The following is a 16,191-nucleotide window of genomic DNA, read 5'->3' on the forward strand; positions in this document are numbered from 1 at the left end:
TTCCATTATCACCGTTTTCGTTCCCCAAATAGGTTTATCAACGACAGAACGTGCGCAAGCGCCTTTTTCGTCAGTCTTAATCGCTAATCGCGATAGTTATGAATTCCCGGCGGCAGGATGAGCTGTTCGGCAACTTCGGCAGCTTTTTCTTTTCCCAGCAGCAAATCAATGATCTTCAGCGCGAAATCCATACTGGTACCCGGCCCTTGCGTGGTTAATAGATTCACTCGGGGATCGTAGACGACGCGTTTTTCCATCCATTTCTCTGGCGCAATTTTATCCTTAAACGCCGGATAGCCTGTCATGTTTCCGACGGGAAACAACTGATGATATTCCAGTACCAACGCAGGTGTTGCGCACATTGCTGCGACAATTTTTCCTTCCAGATGTGCTTGGCGTATGCATTCCACTAGTATTGGGCTGTCACGGAAACATTCCGCGCCTTGCAATCCACCCGGTAATACCAGTACATCAAAAGGCCGATCGGCGACGGTAGCCAGCGGAGCATCTGCCAGTAGCCTTACCCCACGTGAGCAGACGATTTCCAGATTGCCATCGCTGGCGACGCTGGCAAGCGTGACCTGAATACCCGCTCGGACAAGCAAATCGATGGTTGTGACGGCTTCAGTTTCTTCACTACCAGGTGCCAGACACACCAGTGCCGATGCGGTCATAATCATTTTCCTTTTGCTTAATGTAGTCAAACAGGCGGGCATTTTCGGGAAGCGTCAGGCCGTGGAGGCGCGCACGGTGCAGTAAATACCCAGTAATGTAGTCAATTTCGGTATGTCGCTGTGCGAGGATGTCCTGCAACATTGATGAGGTGTTTGCCGCGGTGTTCTGAATAATCTGATTAACGTAGAGCAGCAGGCTATCTCGCGATGTATGGAAGCCCTCTCGCTCCATGACACTAGCCACTTCCTGACAAAGCGACGAAATCAGTTCTGGGTACGCAGAAAGCTCGCCATTGGTACAGTGATATTTCACCGTGAGTGGATTGATGACGCAGTTAGCCGCCAGCTTTAGCCAGCAGGTGGCGCTAATATTGGTGTGCCAGGCGACATCAGGTAAGGCTTGATGCAGCACTTCGGCCAGATGACTTTGGCTGCTGTCGCCGTTAAACGTGCCGATATGCGTTGTGCCAGCGGCAACATGCACGACGTTGTTTGACTCGCGCCGTGCGGCATGGGTGGTGATCCCCAGCACCAGTGGCTGCTGTAGCGACGGTAGTTCTTCCCGCGTGCCCATCCCGTTGTGTAAAAGCAGAATCGTGCAATGCGGGTTGAGCTGTGGCAACAGCACGGTAACGGCATCGGAAACCTGCCAGGCTTTTAACGTCACCAGCAGCAATTCGCTTTGGGCAAGGTGTTCGGGATCGTTAGCCGTCAGGTTGAGATTACAGTGTTGACCATCCAACATGGTGACATTAACCGGACAATAGGGTTGCGGAATACGCAGCCATCCTTGGACATCATGCCCTTGTTGATGCAGCGCGGCGAGCCAAAGTTGACCTAGTGCGCCACAGCCAAGAACGGTGATCTTCATGTTCGTCTCCCTTATTTGATGCGGGCGCTGTCGTTCTGCCATCATAGGCTATCATTCACGTTATAATCTTGTGCTATTCGGCCTGTTTACCCGATGCAGAGTAAAATCGGGATCGTGTCTGGCATCTTGCTTATCGCAGAAGAGCGGTTATTATGCTCGCCAGCCAAATTTGTCAGGAGAGCGAATTATGCCATCTTTCGATATTGTTTCGGAAATTGATATGCAGGAAGTCCGTAACGCGGTGGAAAACGCCACGCGTGAGCTGAGCACCCGCTGGGATTTTCGCAATGTTCCGGCCAGCTTTGAACTGAATGAGAAATCGCAAAGTATTAAAGCGACCAGCGAGTCTGATTTTCAGGTACAGCAACTGATTGATATTATGCGCGAGAAATTGCTGAAGCGCGGAATTGAAGGCGGGGCGTTAGAGGTCCCAGAAGAGTTCGAGCACAGCGGTAAAACGTATAGCGTGGAAGCTAAATTGAAGCAGGGTATTGAAACCACGCAGGCGAAGAAAATCGTCAAGCTGATTAAAGACAGCAAACTGAAAGTGCAAGCGCAGATTCAGGGTGAACAGGTTCGCGTTACCGGAAAATCACGTGATGATTTGCAGGGCGTGATGGCGTTGATTCGCGGCGGAAATCTGGGGCAGCCGTTCCAGTTTACCAACTTCCGCGATTGATGTTTTCTCGTCATTTGCCGACGACAAAAGGCCAGCGAAAGCTGGCCTTTTGTTTAATCAGATCTGGCCGGCGAGTTGTTCTAGCTGCTGCCGACTGGTCTTTTTATTGTCGATCTTCACATAGGCGCTGTACTCATCCGGCACGATAACGACCTCGGCAACGCCGGGCTGAGTACGCATTTTCTTTTCCAGCTCACGATCCTGTAAGGCTACATCGGACAGTGCGATTCTGAGGCTGCTGAGATAAGGCGGTTCCTGCATGGTGAAGCTGACGAGTAGCCAGATGGCCGCAATAGCGGTGCCGCCCATAAATACGGCAGACGCGCCATAAAGCTCAAACAGCCCGCCGCCGAGGCTTCCGCCAATTGCCACACCGATAAACTGTGTAGTGGAGTAAACACCCATCGCCGTACCTTTATATCCTGCTGGTGATTCCTTGCTAATCAGCGATGGCAACAGCGCTTCCATCACGTTGAAAGCCAGGAAAAACAGCTGTACGCCGATGATGATTTGCCAGAGATGGCTACCTGCCGCCCATAAGACAACCTCTGCGGCGATCAGTACCACGATGCAGCCGATGAAGACCTGCTTCATTCGCCTTTTCACTTCAGCATAAATAATGAAAGGCACCACGCCGACAAAAGAGATCAGCATGGTGACCAGATACACTTTCCAATGGTCCTGTGGCGCAAGACCCACGGATTCCATGACGCGGGGTAGGGCGACAAAGCTCGACATCAATAAAATATGCAGGCACATAATGCCGATGTTCAGTTTCAACAGGCGGCTATTACCGAGCACTTTGCGGAAACTGCCGCGTACCATCGCTGATTCTCGATTCAGGATATGTGCAGGCGCCGCAGGAATCAGGGTCAGGGTGATGACAATCCCCGCGAGTGACAGAAGAGCGATGCCCCAGAAGAGCGCGTGTAAACCAAAGGCATGGGTAACGATAGGGCCGACGACCATCGCGATAGCAAAGGTGACGCCGAAACTCACCCCGATAAATGCCATCGCTTTTGTTCGGTTCTGCTCACGCGTCAGATCGGAAAGCAGCGCCATAACAGCAGCGGATATCGCACCAGCGCCTTGTAATGCCCTGCCAAGGATAATGTCCCAGATAGAGTGGCTCAATGCGGCGATGACGCTGCCGAGTGCAAAAATCAGCAGACCGCCAACAATCAGGGGTTTTCTGCCGATACGGTCAGAGACTAGGCCGAAGGGAATCTGGAAAATAGCCTGCATCAGGCCATAAATACCAATCGCAATACCGATCAACGCTTCACTAGCGCCCTGCAAGGCCATGCCGTAAGTCGTTAGCACAGGTAGTACCATGAACATGCCGAGCATGCGCAGTGAAAAAACGGCTCCCAAGCCCCATGTGGCGCGTAATTCGCCAGGGGTCATTTTATTATCGTTCATGTATACCTCTGAAAAGCAATTGCCCTATTTTAGTGTGTTCTTGGTCAGACAGTAAACGATAGGTTTGTTACGTGATTTGGCGGAAAGTAACTAAGGGAGGGAAAAGTAAAAAACCGTTGTCTAGGTGGTAAGTTAAGGCCACAAATAAAAAAACAGGCGGACAAGCCACCTGTTTTTACTAACACATAGAACGCGGTTGTGATTAACGCAGGTAGGTCAGTAGAACTTCATGCGCGGGTGCCATTGAATCCACAGACATCATCACGCTCAATGAGGTAATCGCGACGATAGAGAAAACAAACAGCTTTCTTGCCCACACTCGGTCATCAATCGCATTTTTATAGCCTGACAGTGCCATACCCAGCCACCATACGCTAACGGCTGCGGCAACGACCAGATATTTGTAACCGGCATAACCGCCGAGAGACAGCATCAATGTTGCGACCGCAAATGCCACGATATACAGCGTAATGTGGTTTTTCGCAACCGAGATACCTTTCACCACAGGCAGAACCGGGATGTTGGCGGCCTGATAATCCTTGAAGCGGAAAATCGCAATCGCGTATGAATGCGGCATTTGCCACAGGCTAAAAATGAGCAGCAGAATCAATGCGCCAGCATCGAACTGGTTGCTGACGGCACAGTAACCGATAACCGGTGGTGCTGCGCCTGACAGGCTACCAATCAGTGTGCCATAAACAGAATGCCGCTTCATATACAGGCTATACACGCCGACATACACGGCGAAACCCATCACCGCCAGCCACATGGCTAACGGATTAGCCGCGATGTACAGCAGAGCAAAGCCCGCAATACCTAACAGCGATGCGTAAACCAGCGTTACCTTCAGTGAAATCAGTCCCTTTACCAGAACCCGATTTTTGGTTCTCTCCATTTTCTTGTCGATGTCTCGGTCAATGACGTTGTTAAATACGCAGCCAGACGCAACGACTAACGACACCCCTACAAGGGTGGCGAGAAACAGGGGATAATCAATGCGGCCTTGGGCCGCAAGGAGAAATCCACCGATAACGGAAATCAGATTTCCGAAAATAATTCCTGGTTTAGTAACTTGCAGGTATTGCTTAATCATCTTTTACGGCTCGGTTACTGGATCATCATATTGTGGTGTGCGCTCATCATTATCCAGATGGAGCCCACGACGACAATGGCGATAATCAGGACGGCAAACACAAGAGCCACCACGTTCCAGCGCTCTTCTGAGGACGTATTCAGGTGCAGGAAGTACACCAGATGCACCAGAATCTGAACCACTGCAGCACCTACCACCGTGAAAAGAATGGCGTTATGTGAGGCAGTGCCGCTCATGACCATACTGAAAGGAATGACGGTCAAAATGACTGACAGTACAAAACCTATTACATATGACTTAACGCTACCGTGGCTAGCACCTGAATGATCGGTTGTTGAATGATTCATTAGATTGCCCCCAGCAGATAAACAACGGTGAATACGCAAATCCACACCACGTCAAGGAAGTGCCAGAACAGGCTCAGGCACATCAGACGTGTTTTGTTGGTTGCAGTCAGGCCACGTTTGGACACCTGAATCATCATGATGACTAACCAGATCAGACCGCCCGTTACGTGGAGCCCGTGAGTGCCGACCAGTGCGAAGAAGGCAGACAGGAACGCACTGCGATCCGGGCCATAGCCTTCAACAATCAGGTGATGGAATTCATAGATTTCCATCCCGATAAACACCAGACCGAACAGGAATGTGATGCCCAGCCAGGCATTAACCTGAGATTTGTTACCCTTGTTCATGGCGATCATCGCCATGCCATAGGTAATACTACTGAACAGCAACGCGAACGTTTCTACCAGCACGAAGGGCAGTTGGAAAATGTCCTTCCCGCTTGGGCCGCCGGCAGTACCGTTAACCAGTACGGCATAGGTTGCGAACAGTGACCCGAAAATGATCAGGTCGCTCATCAGGTAGACCCAGAAGCCGAATACTTTGTTGGCTCCTGTGTCGTGGTGCCCATGCTCGGCATGGGCAGTATTGTGGTTAGTCAGAGTTTCAGTTGACATGTTTCACGCCTGCCTTACTGAGTTGATCAAAATTCTGATTCTCAATTTGCTCAATTTCTTTAACCGGCACGTAGTAATCCACGTCTTGATTAAAGCTGTGCACAATCCAGGTCACAATCATGCCTGCGAAGCCAGCGATGGCCAGCCACCAGATATGCCAGATCATGGCAAAACCGAATACCAGGCTGAATGCGGAGATAATCACACCGGCGCCGGTGTTCTTCGGCATGTGAATCTCTTCATAGCTGGCAGGGCGCTTGTAAGCTTCACCTTTCTCTTTTGCTTCCCAGAACGCATCACGCTCGTCAACATGCGGCACGACAGCGAAGTTGTAGAACGGCGCAGGAGAAGAGGTTGCCCACTCCAGCGTACGTCCACCCCACGGATCGCCCGTCAGGTCACGGTTTTGGTGACGATCGCGGATACTGACGTAGAACTGGATAACCTGACACAGCACACCGATACCGATCAATACCGCACCGATGGAAGCCACGACCAGTAAGGCGTGGAACTCAGGGTTGATTTGTTGGCTCAGACGACGCGTCATCCCCATGAAACCGAGGATATACAGCGGCATGAAGGCAACGAAGAAGCCGATAATCCAGAACCAGAATGCACGTTTACCCCAGGTTTCGTTCAGGGTGAAGCCAAAGGCTTTCGGGAACCAGTAGGTAATACCTGCGAAGCAACCGAACACGACGCCGCCGATGATCACGTTATGGAAGTGAGCAATCAGGAACAGGCTGTTGTGCAGGACAAAGTTCGCGCCCGGTACGGCCAGCAGAACCCCTGTCATCCCACCGATGGTAAAGGTGATGATGAAGCCTGTGGTCCACAGCATCGTGGAGTGAGACTGAATACGGCCTTGATACATGGTGAACAGCCAGTTGAAGATTTTAACCCCGGTTGGGATTGAAATAATCATGGTGGCGATACCGAAGAAGGCGTTGACGTTCGCGCCGGACCCCATGGTAAAGAAGTGGTGCAGCCAAACGATGAACGACAGAACCGTAATCGCAATGGTTGCCCATACCAGTGAGGTATAGCCAAACAGCCGTTTTTTACAGAAGGTGGCAACCACTTCGGAGTAAACACCAAAGATCGGCAGCACCAGAATGTAAACCTCAGGATGACCCCATGCCCAAATCAGGTTGATGTACATCATCATGTTGCCACCCATATCATTGGTAAAGAAATGGGTGCCGAGGTAACGGTCAAGCGTCAGCAGCGCAATGGTCACGGTCAATATCGGGAATGCAGCGATGATCAGCACGTTGGTACACAGTGCTGTCCAAGTAAATACTGGCATTTTCATCAGCGTCATGCCAGGTGCGCGCATCTTCAGAATGGTGGCGAAGAAGTTAACACCCGTCAGCGTGGTACCGATACCGGATATCTGTAGACTCCATATCCAGTAATCGACCCCGACGCCGGGACTGTACTCCTTACCTGACAGCGGCGGATAGGCAACCCAACCCGTCTGCGCGAACTCACCGACCCCGAGAGAGAGGTTGATCAAGATAACGCCGACAACAAACAACCAGAAGCTAAGGGAGTTCAGGAAGGGGAAAGCAACGTCACGCGCACCGATCTGCAAAGGAACCGCTAGGTTCATCAGGCCAACGACAAACGGTGTAGCCACAAAGAAGATCATGATCACACCGTGTGCGGTGAAAATCTGATCGTAGTGGTGAGCGTTTAGGAAGCCTTCTTGTCCGGCCGAAGCCAAAACCTGCTGTCCGCGCATCATGATGGCATCTGCAAAACCACGAATCATCATCACTAGACCGACGATGATGTACATGATACCGATTTTCTTGTGGTCGACGGAGGTGAACCACTCGGCCCACAGCCATTTCCACTTGCCGAAATAGGTTATTGCCGCCAGCAGCGCAAGGCCGCCAACGATGATCGCCGCCACGGTGACCATAATAATGGGTTCGTGGTACGGAACCGCATCGAGTGTAAGTTTTCCGAACATCGTATTATCCCTCGGCTCCTTTGTGCGAGCTATGCTCGCCCATGTTCATACCCTCACCGTGTTGCATGTTTTCGTCAGACTTCATGCCTTCACCATGATGTTGCATGTTCATGCCGCTGCCTGTGAATTTGCGAATAAGATTATTAAACAAATCCGGCTGGACACTGGAGAAATATTCGACAGGATGGAATTCACTTGGCTTAGCCAAGGTGTTGAATTCATCCGTGGTATTCAGTGTCTTGGAGGACGCACGAACGTTCGCAACCCACTGGTCAAACTCTTGTTTAGTCGGTGTGGCAATTGCGGTGAACTTCATACCAGAGAAGCCTTTACCACTATAGCCGCCAGAGATACCGTCATACTTGCCCGGTTCGTTAGCGATCAAGTGGAGCTTCGTCTGCATTCCGGCCATGGCGTAAATCTGTCCACCAAGACGAGGAATGAAGAAGGAGTTCATCACTGAGTCGGAAGTAATCTTGAATGCAACCGGTACGTTGGCAGGGAAAGCCAGTTCGTTAACCGTCGCAATGCCCAAATCCGGGTAAACAAACAGCCATTTCCAATCAAGCGAAATAACTTCGACATTGATAGGTTTGACGTCTGATTCCAATGGCTTGTAGGGATCAAGCGAGTGGGTCGTCTTCCAGGTAATCGTGCCAAGAATGACGATAATGATAATTGGCACAGTCCAAACTACGGCTTCTATCTTATTGGAGTGTGACCAATTCGGGGTATATTTTGCCTTTTCATTGGAAGCACGGAACTTCCAGGCAAAAGCTATCGTCATAACGATAACGGGAATCACAACGATCAACATCAGCCCGATGGCTGTCAGTATTAGCGATCTTTGCTCTAACCCGATCTCTCCTTTGGGGTTCATCAGCGCCATATCGCAACCGCTCAGCAGAGCTGTGGCTGCAAATAAAGACAGCATCCCAAAAATTTTATTGTATTTCCTGAGTCTCATCTAGCGACCTCAATAACAAGGGCTCTATTGTCATTTCACGCGAGCGGGCATTTTACGGGAAGGTTACTGCACTGTAAACATGATTAAGGTTATGTCAGCCGTTTGTTGCTGGTTTTTGCTCTTAATGTCACACGAATGGCCAAAATAAAAATAATTTTTAAAAACAGCAAATTAAGAGGCTGCTCCGATAAGAGTATGGATGGATAATAAGAAATTACAACTCGCCGTAACGCTTATTTTCTATTTCTGGTTTGGTGAAAATTTTTGTTCAATCTGCGTTTTTGATGACAAATGAAATTAGTTCTGGCGGATTTTTACGAGGAAATAAAAATTCAGCTAGCAAGATAATTATGGGAAAAATAATTAAAGAAAGGAAAACTGTAATAGGTTCAGGCAGCAGATGAACGCTGCCTGAACGAAAACCATCAGTGTGTTGACGGTTTTGGCGCGCGTCTAAGTGACAGGTAATCCAACAAGCTACCGAAGAAAATGCCCAGCAGCGCGAGCGTACAGCCTGATATGAGCAGATATTCTGCCAGTTGAGGTAATGAAGACCACTCCAGCGCATTACTAATGAGCAGCATGAGCCACAGCGCCATCAATATCACCCCTGAACCCAGTACATGTAAGGCCTTCCTGTAATAATTCTGGAAGTGTGTACGCAACTGAAAGGTGTCGGTTTTCTGGGTGAATTCCAGCGTCTCACGGCAAATCGTCAGGATCGCCAAGCCCGGTAGTGCAGCCAAAATCGAGAACAGATAGAACCACGCCCAGCCATAGGATTCGACAAACCAGCCTGCGATAGGGCCAACGTAAACCCGTCCTACGGCGGCAAGGGCGGAAAGCAGGGCAAACTGTGTGGCTGAGAATGATTTATTACACAACGTCATCAAGAGTGCGACGAATGCCGCTGTTCCCATACCGCCGCAGAGATTTTCCAGAAAAACCGCGGTAGCCATGGTGAACAGGCTTTTGGCGGTAATCGCCAGCAGCCAGTATCCTGCATTGGACACCGCCTGAAGGATGCCAAACAGCATCAAGGCTCTGAACAGCGAGAGCCGTTGCATCAATAATCCACCGTAAACCGCCCCCACAATGGTGGCGAAGAGTCCAAGCGTCTTGTTAACCAGCCCGACATCACCGGCATTGAAACCAACGCCGCGTATCAGGAAGGTGGTCGTCAGGCTGATCGCAAAGGCATCACCGAGTTTGTATAACACGATCAACAGAAGAATGAGCCAGGCGTTGTTACGTTCGAAGAAATCGCGCAGGGGGGCAACAATCGCTTGCTCCATGGTGCGCGGCGCTGGCTGACTATTTAGCGGTTCCGGTGCCAACAGGGTGGCGAACACGCCGATCAGCATGAGTCCTGCCATGAGCCAATAGGTAGCCTGCCAGCCGAGATAGCGATCCGCCATCCACAGCGCCAGTCCGCCAGAAACCAGCATCGCCAGACGATAACCTAATACTGAGGTTGCTGCTCCTGTGCCGCGTTCTTCTGGGGGAAGTAAATCCGTCTTATAGGCATCAAAAACAATATCCTGAGAAGCCGAACAGAACGCGACCATCACGGCCAGCGCTGCGAGCCACCAGAGATCGCGTGCCGGATTCATAAACCCCATGCCAATAATGGCGGCAATGAGCAGGATTTGACTGAGAATCAGCCAGCCTCGGCGCCTGCCAAGAAATGGTGGGGTATAGCGATCCATGAGAGGGGACCACAGGAACTTGAATACGTAGGCTTGACCCACCAAAGAGAAAAAACCGATGGTTTTCAGATCGACATTCTCGACGGTCATCCACGCTTGCAATGTGCCGGATGTCAACGCCAGTGGTAAACCGGAAGCAAAGCCAAGCAACAGCATAAAAAGCGAATTACGTTGGCTGAACAAAGCAATGATGCGACTAAACATGAAGAATCCTTTCCCTTGCTCCGGCAGCGTTCAGGAGCAAGGGAAGCGGCGTATAGAAATTAACGGGCGTTTTGTTTGATAAAGCTGCTTACGCTGGTGTCTTGTGCCATGTCATTGATGACATCACCTAGCACGGTGTTAACCGCATCGGTAATTTTGTCGTTGCTGGCGGTGAAAGCACCCTGAACGTTATAGGTTGAGCGGTAGTTTTTCACCTGTTTGTTGCCGTTTGCCGCCTGAGAAATGATGGAGATATCGGCTTTGGTCGTGATGTTGTAGCGCAGGTTTCCTTCTGACACGTCGGCATACAGGTGGTTAACGACGATCTGCAAGGCTACCGGGCCACCTGTGCCGATCATATAACCACGCGCGGTCATTTGCTTTTCCAGCGCTTCTTGCAACAGGAAGCGCAGATCGCGGGAAGGTGTCAGCGTAATCAGTTGGCCATCGCGATTCACTTTTGCCAACGCCTGGTCGGCGCGCTGATCTGCACCATTAATACTAATTGTTACGCCCATCAGGGTCGGATCCTGAGAAGGCAGGCTAATTTTAGGCGTGATGTTCAGCGTGTTACTTTTTGCTGCACATCCTGCAAGCAAGATTACGGCCAGAAGAGGGAAAAATAATTTTTTTAACATTCGTATTTTCTCAGTAATGATTAGTGTGGTGAGCCGACAAATATTGTTGATATCATATCATCGCCACTGGCAGGAAAAAGAGCCGATAGCAGGTAAATTGTTCTGAAATTCATCTTTTTCGTGCCATTGGCCTGAAAAAACCGTTTTTATCACATCAAAACCGTCGATGAGATAGCAAGGCGTTGCGAATATTTTTCTTCTTTGTCGGGCTTTGTTTGCGCATAACAGGTTGAAAAAACGCTAAGTTATAACGATTCGGGCATCGGTAAGTTGCAGTTGAGTGGCAGCAATGTCGTGTTGGTATCACATTTTCCCCAAGCCGAAAGGGTAGTCGTATGATGCGTGAAACGATAGAAGAAAAGCTGCGTGTGGGTTTTGAGCCTGTTCATTTAGAGGTGATCGATGAAAGCTATCGTCACAATGTGCCTGCGGGAGCGGAAAGCCATTTTAAAGTTGTGCTGGTCAGCGATAAATTCACGGGGGAACGCGTGATCGGGCGACACCGCGCGGTTTATGCCGTACTGGCTGAGGAACTGGCAGGCTCGGTGCATGCGTTAGCGTTGCATACCTATTCGACAAAAGAGTGGGACAGTTTGCAAAATGCCGTCCCTTCTTCACCACCTTGCGGTGGCGCTGGCATCCTTTCTTAGTCATTAATATGACCCGTTCCTGACATATCGGGGCGGGTTACTGACTAAAAGTGTGAATCTGTTGCTGTAATAGTCCACCCGCCGTTCTCGACTCATCCTCTCTATGCCGCTATAATGCCGCGTCTATTTTTCCTGAATGTATTCGGGACGCTTCTGACTACAGGGAACGGGGTTGGCAATTTCCCGGTTCTGCGAGGTTTATTTAAGTCTGTGCGCCTTGGTGCCAGTTTTGAGTCAGCCTGGCTGTCGTGAGATTTTTCGTCGCGAGAATAGTTTTGGGGTTGACCGATCACTGTGATTTTTTGAGGTAACAAGATGCAAGTTTCAGTTGAAACCACTCAAGGTCTGGGACGTCGCGTAACGATTACCGTTGCTGCTGACATCATTGAGAGTGCGGTGAAGAGCGAGCTGGTCAACGCGGCCAAAAAAGTACGTATTGACGGTTTTCGTAAAGGCAAAGTGCCGATGAATGTTGTTGCTCAGCGTTATGGTGCCTCTGTGCGTCAGGACGTACTGGGTGATCTGATGCAGCGCAACTTTGTTGACGCTATCATCAAAGAAAAAATTAATCCGGTTGGCGCGCCTAACTACATCCCTGGCGAATACGCTGTAGGCGGCGACTTCACTTACTCTGTTGAGTTTGAAGTGTACCCGGAAGTTGAACTGAAGGGTCTGGACGCGATCGAAGTTGAAAAACCGGTTGTTGAAGTGACTGACGCTGACGTTGATACCATGTTGGAAACGCTGCGTAAGCAACAGGCGACTTGGAAAGAAACTGACCGTGCTGCGGCAGCGGAAGATCGTGTCACTATCGATTTCACTGGCTCTATTGACGGTGAAGTTTTCGAAGGCGGCAAAGCCTCCGATTTCGTTCTGGCAATGGGCCAGAATCGCATGATCCCAGGTTTTGAAGATGGCGTTGTTGGGCACAAAGCGGGTGAAGAATTCACTATCGATGTGAACTTCCCTGAAGACTACCACGCTGAAAACCTGAAAGGAAAAGCGGCTCAGTTCGCTATCGTCCTGAAAAAAGTTGAAGAGCGTGAACTGCCTGAACTGACTGAAGAATTCATCAAGCGTTTCGGCGTTGCTGATGGTTCTCAGGAAGGCCTGCGTGCTGAAGTCCGTAAAAATATGGAACGTGAGCTGAAAGGCGCGGTGCGTAACCGTGTGAAAACTCAGGTTCTGGACGGACTGATCAATGCAAACGAAATCGACGTGCCAGCGGCGCTGATCGATGGCGAAATCGATGTTCTGCGTCGTCAGGCTGCACAGCGTTTTGGCGGCAACGAGAAGCAAGCTCTGGAATTACCGCGTGAGCTGTTCGAAGAGCAAGCTAAACGTCGCGTTGTCATCGGTCTGTTGCTGGGTGAAGTCATCAGCAGCAATGAGCTGAAAGCTGACGAAGCACGCGTTAACGCACTGATCGAAGAGATGGCTTCTGCTTACGAAGATCCGCAGGAAGTTATCGAGTTCTACGGCAAAAATAAAGAGCTGCTGAACAACATGCGTAACGTCGCGCTGGAAGAGCAAGCGGTAGAAACTGTACTTGCTAAAGCGAAAGTCGTTGAGAAATCAGTGAGCTTCAACGAGCTGATGAATCAAACCGCTACAGCATAAACCACGTTTATCGCGTAGCAGGGAACTTTCCCTATCAAAAGCCCGTGCCTTATGGCGCGGGCTTTTTGCTTATGTGCTAGTGCACCATGATACTGATAGTTACCGTTCGATCGTGCTTTATCTCGGTGTTTACCTCGTAACGTCTGTTGTATCGACGATGAATGGTGGCCTGAAATTGCACTACTATTAAAACAGACAAAGAATTTATGAGGTCAGGCAAGGGGTTAACCCCCAGATTTGCCATGCCGATAACGTGTTAATAATAAAATAATTGGTTCTTTAATAGAGAACGATTGATAGTGTAAGCTTGAAATACAATGCGTGTGCCCCCACTCACTGAAGAGGAAAAGTAGGCACAGCAGGTAAGGATTCTCGGCCGTGTATAGGTTGTTGAGCAGTGAAGGGATAGGGTTCCATAGTCATCCCCCCCTATCTCTAGTAGAATTGAATGCAATGCTTGAACAACATAGCAAGAGTGCCGGACGCATTTTATCTAGGAGACGTGAATGTCATACAGTGGCGAACAAGAAAGACAAGCACCTCATATGGCGTTAGTGCCGATGGTGGTTGAACAGACCTCGCGTGGGGAACGTTCTTACGATATCTATTCCCGTCTGCTAAAAGAACGGATAATCTTCCTGACAGGTCAGGTTGAAGATCACATGGCGAATCTGGTTGTGGCACAGATGCTGTTTCTGGAAGCCGAAAACCCAGAAAAAGACATTTATCTGTACATTAACTCTCCAGGTGGCGTCATCACTGCTGGTATGTCCATTTACGACACCATGCAGTTTATCAAGCCGGATGTCAGCACGATCTGTATGGGACAGGCTTGCTCAATGGGCGCGTTCCTGTTGACGGCGGGTGCCAAAGGCAAACGTATTTGTCTGCCTAACTCGCGCGTGATGATCCACCAGCCGTTGGGCGGTTTCCAGGGGCAGGCGACGGATATTGAAATCCATGCCAAAGAAATACTGAAAGTGAAAGCCAAGATGAATGAGCTGATGGCAAAACATACGGGGCAGCCTCTTGAAATGATAGAGAGAGACACCGAGCGCGATCGTTTCCTCTCTGCCAGTGAGGCAGTAGAGTATGGTTTGGTAGATTCCGTATTCACTAACCGCGGGTAATCATTCGCCATAGTCGTGGTCTGGTGTAGCTGAAAATCAGTGTTCGACCGATAGTCTCTTGTGCGAGGTTATTTTACGCGTATTGGCTATAAGTATCGGCGTTCGTTGTAGCGGTATCGCTGTGGTTGGCCTGCGGGCAAAAGACGAAAAAGAGGTTTAACTCATGACAGATAAGCGCAAAGACGGTTCAGGAAAGTTACTGTACTGCTCTTTTTGCGGCAAGAGCCAGCATGAAGTGCGTAAGCTGATTGCCGGGCCGTCGGTGTATATCTGCGATGAATGTGTTGATTTGTGTAACGACATTATTCGCGAAGAAATTAAGGAAGTGGCGCCCCACCGTGAGCGCAGCGCGTTGCCGACGCCACACGAAATCCGCCGCCACCTTGACGATTACGTCATCGGTCAAGAGCAGGCCAAGAAGGTATTGGCCGTTGCGGTATATAACCACTATAAACGCTTGCGTAATGGTGACAGCAGCAATGGGATCGAACTGGGTAAAAGTAACATCCTGCTGATTGGTCCTACTGGGAGCGGTAAAACGTTGCTGGCTGAAACGCTGGCGCGCTTCCTGGATGTGCCATTTACCATGGCGGATGCTACCACGCTGACTGAAGCGGGCTACGTCGGTGAAGATGTGGAAAACATCATTCAGAAGCTGCTGCAGAAGTGTGATTACGATGTGCAGAAAGCACAGCGCGGCATTGTCTACATCGATGAGATCGACAAGATTTCTCGTAAATCAGACAACCCGTCGATCACGCGTGATGTTTCAGGCGAAGGTGTACAGCAGGCGCTGCTGAAGCTTATCGAAGGGACGATTGCTGCGGTTCCGCCACAGGGCGGTCGTAAGCATCCGCAGCAGGAATTTTTGCAGGTTGATACCTCTAAGATCCTCTTTATCTGCGGCGGGGCATTTGCGGGACTGGACAAAGTGATCGAGCAGCGTACCGATACCGGTCGAGGCATCGGTTTCAACGCAACGGTTAAAGGCTCGGCGGACAAAGCAACAGAAGGCGAGCTGTTAAGCAATGTTGAACCGGGTGATTTGATTAAATTCGGTTTGATTCCTGAGTTTATCGGCCGTCTGCCAGTGGTTGCTACGCTGAGAGAGCTTAGCGAAGAAGCCTTGATTCAGATTCTGCGTGAGCCGAAGAATGCGCTGACCAAACAATATCAGGCGCTATTCAACTTGGAAGGCGTAGAGCTGGAATTCCGCGATGAAGCACTGACGGCGATTGCTAAGAAAGCGATGGCGCGTAAAACCGGTGCACGTGGTCTGCGTTCTATCGTTGAAGCTGCTCTGCTGGATACTATGTATGACCTGCCATCGCTGGAAAGCGTGGATAAAGTCGTCATTGATGAATCCGTGATCGCGGGCCAATCTGAGCCATTGCTGATCTATGGCAAGCCTGAGACACAGCAGGCATCTGGCGAATAAGTAATCAATTAAGCGTATCAAAAAATAAAAATGGGGGATTTTATCCCCCCTTTGTTTTTTACACGCATGCTGGTCGTTGAATGTGAGATATTTATCCCCATATACTCAAATACCTATTTGATGAAACCCGCGAAAACCGCGTTTCACGATATTC

General features: G+C 50.0%; 15 protein-coding genes. 5 read left to right on the forward strand and 10 right to left on the reverse strand.

What is annotated here, in order from left to right; translation table 11 throughout:
- Window positions 1-83 precede the first annotated feature (83 nt).
- Together yajL and panE are read right to left on the reverse strand one after the other, a co-directional pair.
- Entirely contained in the window at window positions 84-674 is a 591-nt protein-coding gene (yajL, locus tag H0247_RS08970) for a protein deglycase YajL (RefSeq protein WP_039356137.1), read from the reverse strand.
- On the reverse strand, window positions 637-1,545 hold the full coding sequence (gene panE / locus H0247_RS08975; protein ID WP_180742242.1) for a 2-dehydropantoate 2-reductase: 909 nt from the start codon (window positions 1,543-1,545) through the stop codon (window positions 637-639). Before panE ends, yajL begins: the two co-directional genes overlap by 38 nt.
- Before the next feature lie 187 nt (window positions 1,546-1,732).
- On the opposite strand from panE, the gene H0247_RS08980 reads away from it, so the two are divergent.
- Window positions 1,733-2,224, forward strand: a complete 492-nt coding sequence (locus H0247_RS08980; protein WP_015839336.1) for a YajQ family cyclic di-GMP-binding protein — start codon at window positions 1,733-1,735, stop codon at window positions 2,222-2,224.
- Window positions 2,225-2,281: 57 nt separating this feature from the next.
- Here the strand turns inward: H0247_RS08980 and H0247_RS08985 are convergent, their stop codons facing one another.
- The 8 genes from H0247_RS08985 to H0247_RS09020 all read right to left on the reverse strand — a co-directional run bounded on the left by H0247_RS08985 (window position 2,282) and on the right by H0247_RS09020 (window position 11,199).
- The gene (locus H0247_RS08985; RefSeq protein WP_180742243.1) at window positions 2,282-3,646 is read right to left on the reverse strand and encodes an MFS transporter; all 1,365 of its coding nucleotides are present in this window, start codon (window positions 3,644-3,646) and stop codon (window positions 2,282-2,284) included.
- 202 nt (window positions 3,647-3,848) lie between these two features.
- Window positions 3,849-4,739 carry a heme o synthase gene (gene cyoE / locus H0247_RS08990; RefSeq protein ID WP_180742244.1) on the reverse strand — a complete coding sequence of 297 codons (891 nt, stop codon included), beginning with the start codon at window positions 4,737-4,739 and terminating at the stop codon, window positions 3,849-3,851.
- Window positions 4,740-4,753: 14 nt separating this feature from the next.
- A complete protein-coding gene (locus tag H0247_RS08995; RefSeq protein WP_180742245.1) occupies window positions 4,754-5,086 on the reverse strand; it encodes a cytochrome o ubiquinol oxidase subunit IV in 333 nt (110 codons plus the stop codon).
- Window positions 5,086-5,700: a cytochrome o ubiquinol oxidase subunit III gene (locus H0247_RS09000; protein ID WP_180742246.1), complete on the reverse strand. Its 615-nt coding sequence runs from the start codon at window positions 5,698-5,700 to the stop codon at window positions 5,086-5,088. The genes H0247_RS08995 and H0247_RS09000 overlap by 1 nt, the downstream gene beginning before the upstream one ends.
- Window positions 5,690-7,681 carry a cytochrome o ubiquinol oxidase subunit I gene (cyoB, locus tag H0247_RS09005; protein ID WP_180742247.1) on the reverse strand — a complete coding sequence of 664 codons (1,992 nt, stop codon included), beginning with the start codon at window positions 7,679-7,681 and terminating at the stop codon, window positions 5,690-5,692. The genes H0247_RS09000 and cyoB overlap by 11 nt, the downstream gene beginning before the upstream one ends.
- 4 nt (window positions 7,682-7,685) lie before the next feature.
- On the reverse strand, window positions 7,686-8,648 hold the full coding sequence (cyoA, locus tag H0247_RS09010) for a cytochrome o ubiquinol oxidase subunit II (RefSeq protein WP_180742248.1): 963 nt from the start codon (window positions 8,646-8,648) through the stop codon (window positions 7,686-7,688).
- Between the two features lie 425 nt (window positions 8,649-9,073).
- Window positions 9,074-10,561 (reverse strand): muropeptide MFS transporter AmpG, encoded by a 1,488-nt coding sequence (ampG, locus tag H0247_RS09015; RefSeq protein WP_180742249.1) that lies wholly within the window; start codon window positions 10,559-10,561, stop codon window positions 9,074-9,076.
- A gap of 59 nt (window positions 10,562-10,620) precedes the next feature.
- Window positions 10,621-11,199: a lipoprotein gene (locus H0247_RS09020; RefSeq protein WP_180742250.1), complete on the reverse strand. Its 579-nt coding sequence runs from the start codon at window positions 11,197-11,199 to the stop codon at window positions 10,621-10,623.
- A 335-nt stretch (window positions 11,200-11,534) separates the two neighbouring features.
- Here H0247_RS09020 and bolA point away from each other — a divergent pair, with 335 nt between their 5' ends.
- The 4 genes from bolA to clpX all read left to right on the forward strand — a co-directional run bounded on the left by bolA (window position 11,535) and on the right by clpX (window position 16,037).
- The gene (gene bolA, locus H0247_RS09025) at window positions 11,535-11,849 is read left to right on the forward strand and encodes a transcriptional regulator BolA (RefSeq protein ID WP_180742251.1); all 315 of its coding nucleotides are present in this window, start codon (window positions 11,535-11,537) and stop codon (window positions 11,847-11,849) included.
- Window positions 11,850-12,164: 315 nt separating this feature from the next.
- Entirely contained in the window at window positions 12,165-13,469 is a 1,305-nt protein-coding gene (gene tig / locus H0247_RS09030) for a trigger factor (RefSeq protein WP_180742252.1), read from the forward strand.
- A gap of 506 nt (window positions 13,470-13,975) precedes the next feature.
- Window positions 13,976-14,599, forward strand: a complete 624-nt coding sequence (clpP, locus tag H0247_RS09035; RefSeq protein WP_180742253.1) for an ATP-dependent Clp endopeptidase proteolytic subunit ClpP — start codon at window positions 13,976-13,978, stop codon at window positions 14,597-14,599.
- Window positions 14,600-14,762: 163 nt separating this feature from the next.
- Window positions 14,763-16,037: an ATP-dependent protease ATP-binding subunit ClpX gene (gene clpX / locus H0247_RS09040; RefSeq protein ID WP_010282142.1), complete on the forward strand. Its 1,275-nt coding sequence runs from the start codon at window positions 14,763-14,765 to the stop codon at window positions 16,035-16,037.
- The last annotated feature ends 154 nt before the right edge of the window (window positions 16,038-16,191 follow it).

Origin of the sequence: Pectobacterium sp. CFBP8739, assembly GCF_013449375.1 — a bacterium.
Taxonomy (GTDB): Bacteria; Pseudomonadota; Gammaproteobacteria; order Enterobacterales; family Enterobacteriaceae; genus Pectobacterium.

Bases quoted from the DNA above. Each gene is read 5' to 3' on its own strand.
- clpP (WP_180742253.1), top strand. From the start codon at position 13,976: ATGTCATACAGTGGCGAACAAGAAAGACAAGCACCTCATATGGCGTTA.
- cyoE (WP_180742244.1), bottom strand. From the start codon at position 4,739: ATGATTAAGCAATACCTGCAAGTTACTAAACCAGGAATTATTTTCGGA.
- cyoA (WP_180742248.1), bottom strand. From the start codon at position 8,648: ATGAGACTCAGGAAATACAATAAAATTTTTGGGATGCTGTCTTTATTT.
- panE (WP_180742242.1), bottom strand. From the start codon at position 1,545: ATGAAGATCACCGTTCTTGGCTGTGGCGCACTAGGTCAACTTTGGCTC.
- H0247_RS08980 (WP_015839336.1), top strand. From the start codon at position 1,733: ATGCCATCTTTCGATATTGTTTCGGAAATTGATATGCAGGAAGTCCGT.
- clpX (WP_010282142.1), top strand. From the start codon at position 14,763: ATGACAGATAAGCGCAAAGACGGTTCAGGAAAGTTACTGTACTGCTCT.
- yajL (WP_039356137.1), bottom strand. From the start codon at position 674: ATGACCGCATCGGCACTGGTGTGTCTGGCACCTGGTAGTGAAGAAACT.
- cyoB (WP_180742247.1), bottom strand. From the start codon at position 7,681: ATGTTCGGAAAACTTACACTCGATGCGGTTCCGTACCACGAACCCATT.
- ampG (WP_180742249.1), bottom strand. From the start codon at position 10,561: ATGTTTAGTCGCATCATTGCTTTGTTCAGCCAACGTAATTCGCTTTTT.
- tig (WP_180742252.1), top strand. From the start codon at position 12,165: ATGCAAGTTTCAGTTGAAACCACTCAAGGTCTGGGACGTCGCGTAACG.
- bolA (WP_180742251.1), top strand. From the start codon at position 11,535: ATGATGCGTGAAACGATAGAAGAAAAGCTGCGTGTGGGTTTTGAGCCT.
- H0247_RS08995 (WP_180742245.1), bottom strand. From the start codon at position 5,086: ATGAATCATTCAACAACCGATCATTCAGGTGCTAGCCACGGTAGCGTT.
- H0247_RS09020 (WP_180742250.1), bottom strand. From the start codon at position 11,199: ATGTTAAAAAAATTATTTTTCCCTCTTCTGGCCGTAATCTTGCTTGCA.
- H0247_RS09000 (WP_180742246.1), bottom strand. From the start codon at position 5,700: ATGTCAACTGAAACTCTGACTAACCACAATACTGCCCATGCCGAGCAT.
- H0247_RS08985 (WP_180742243.1), bottom strand. From the start codon at position 3,646: ATGAACGATAATAAAATGACCCCTGGCGAATTACGCGCCACATGGGGC.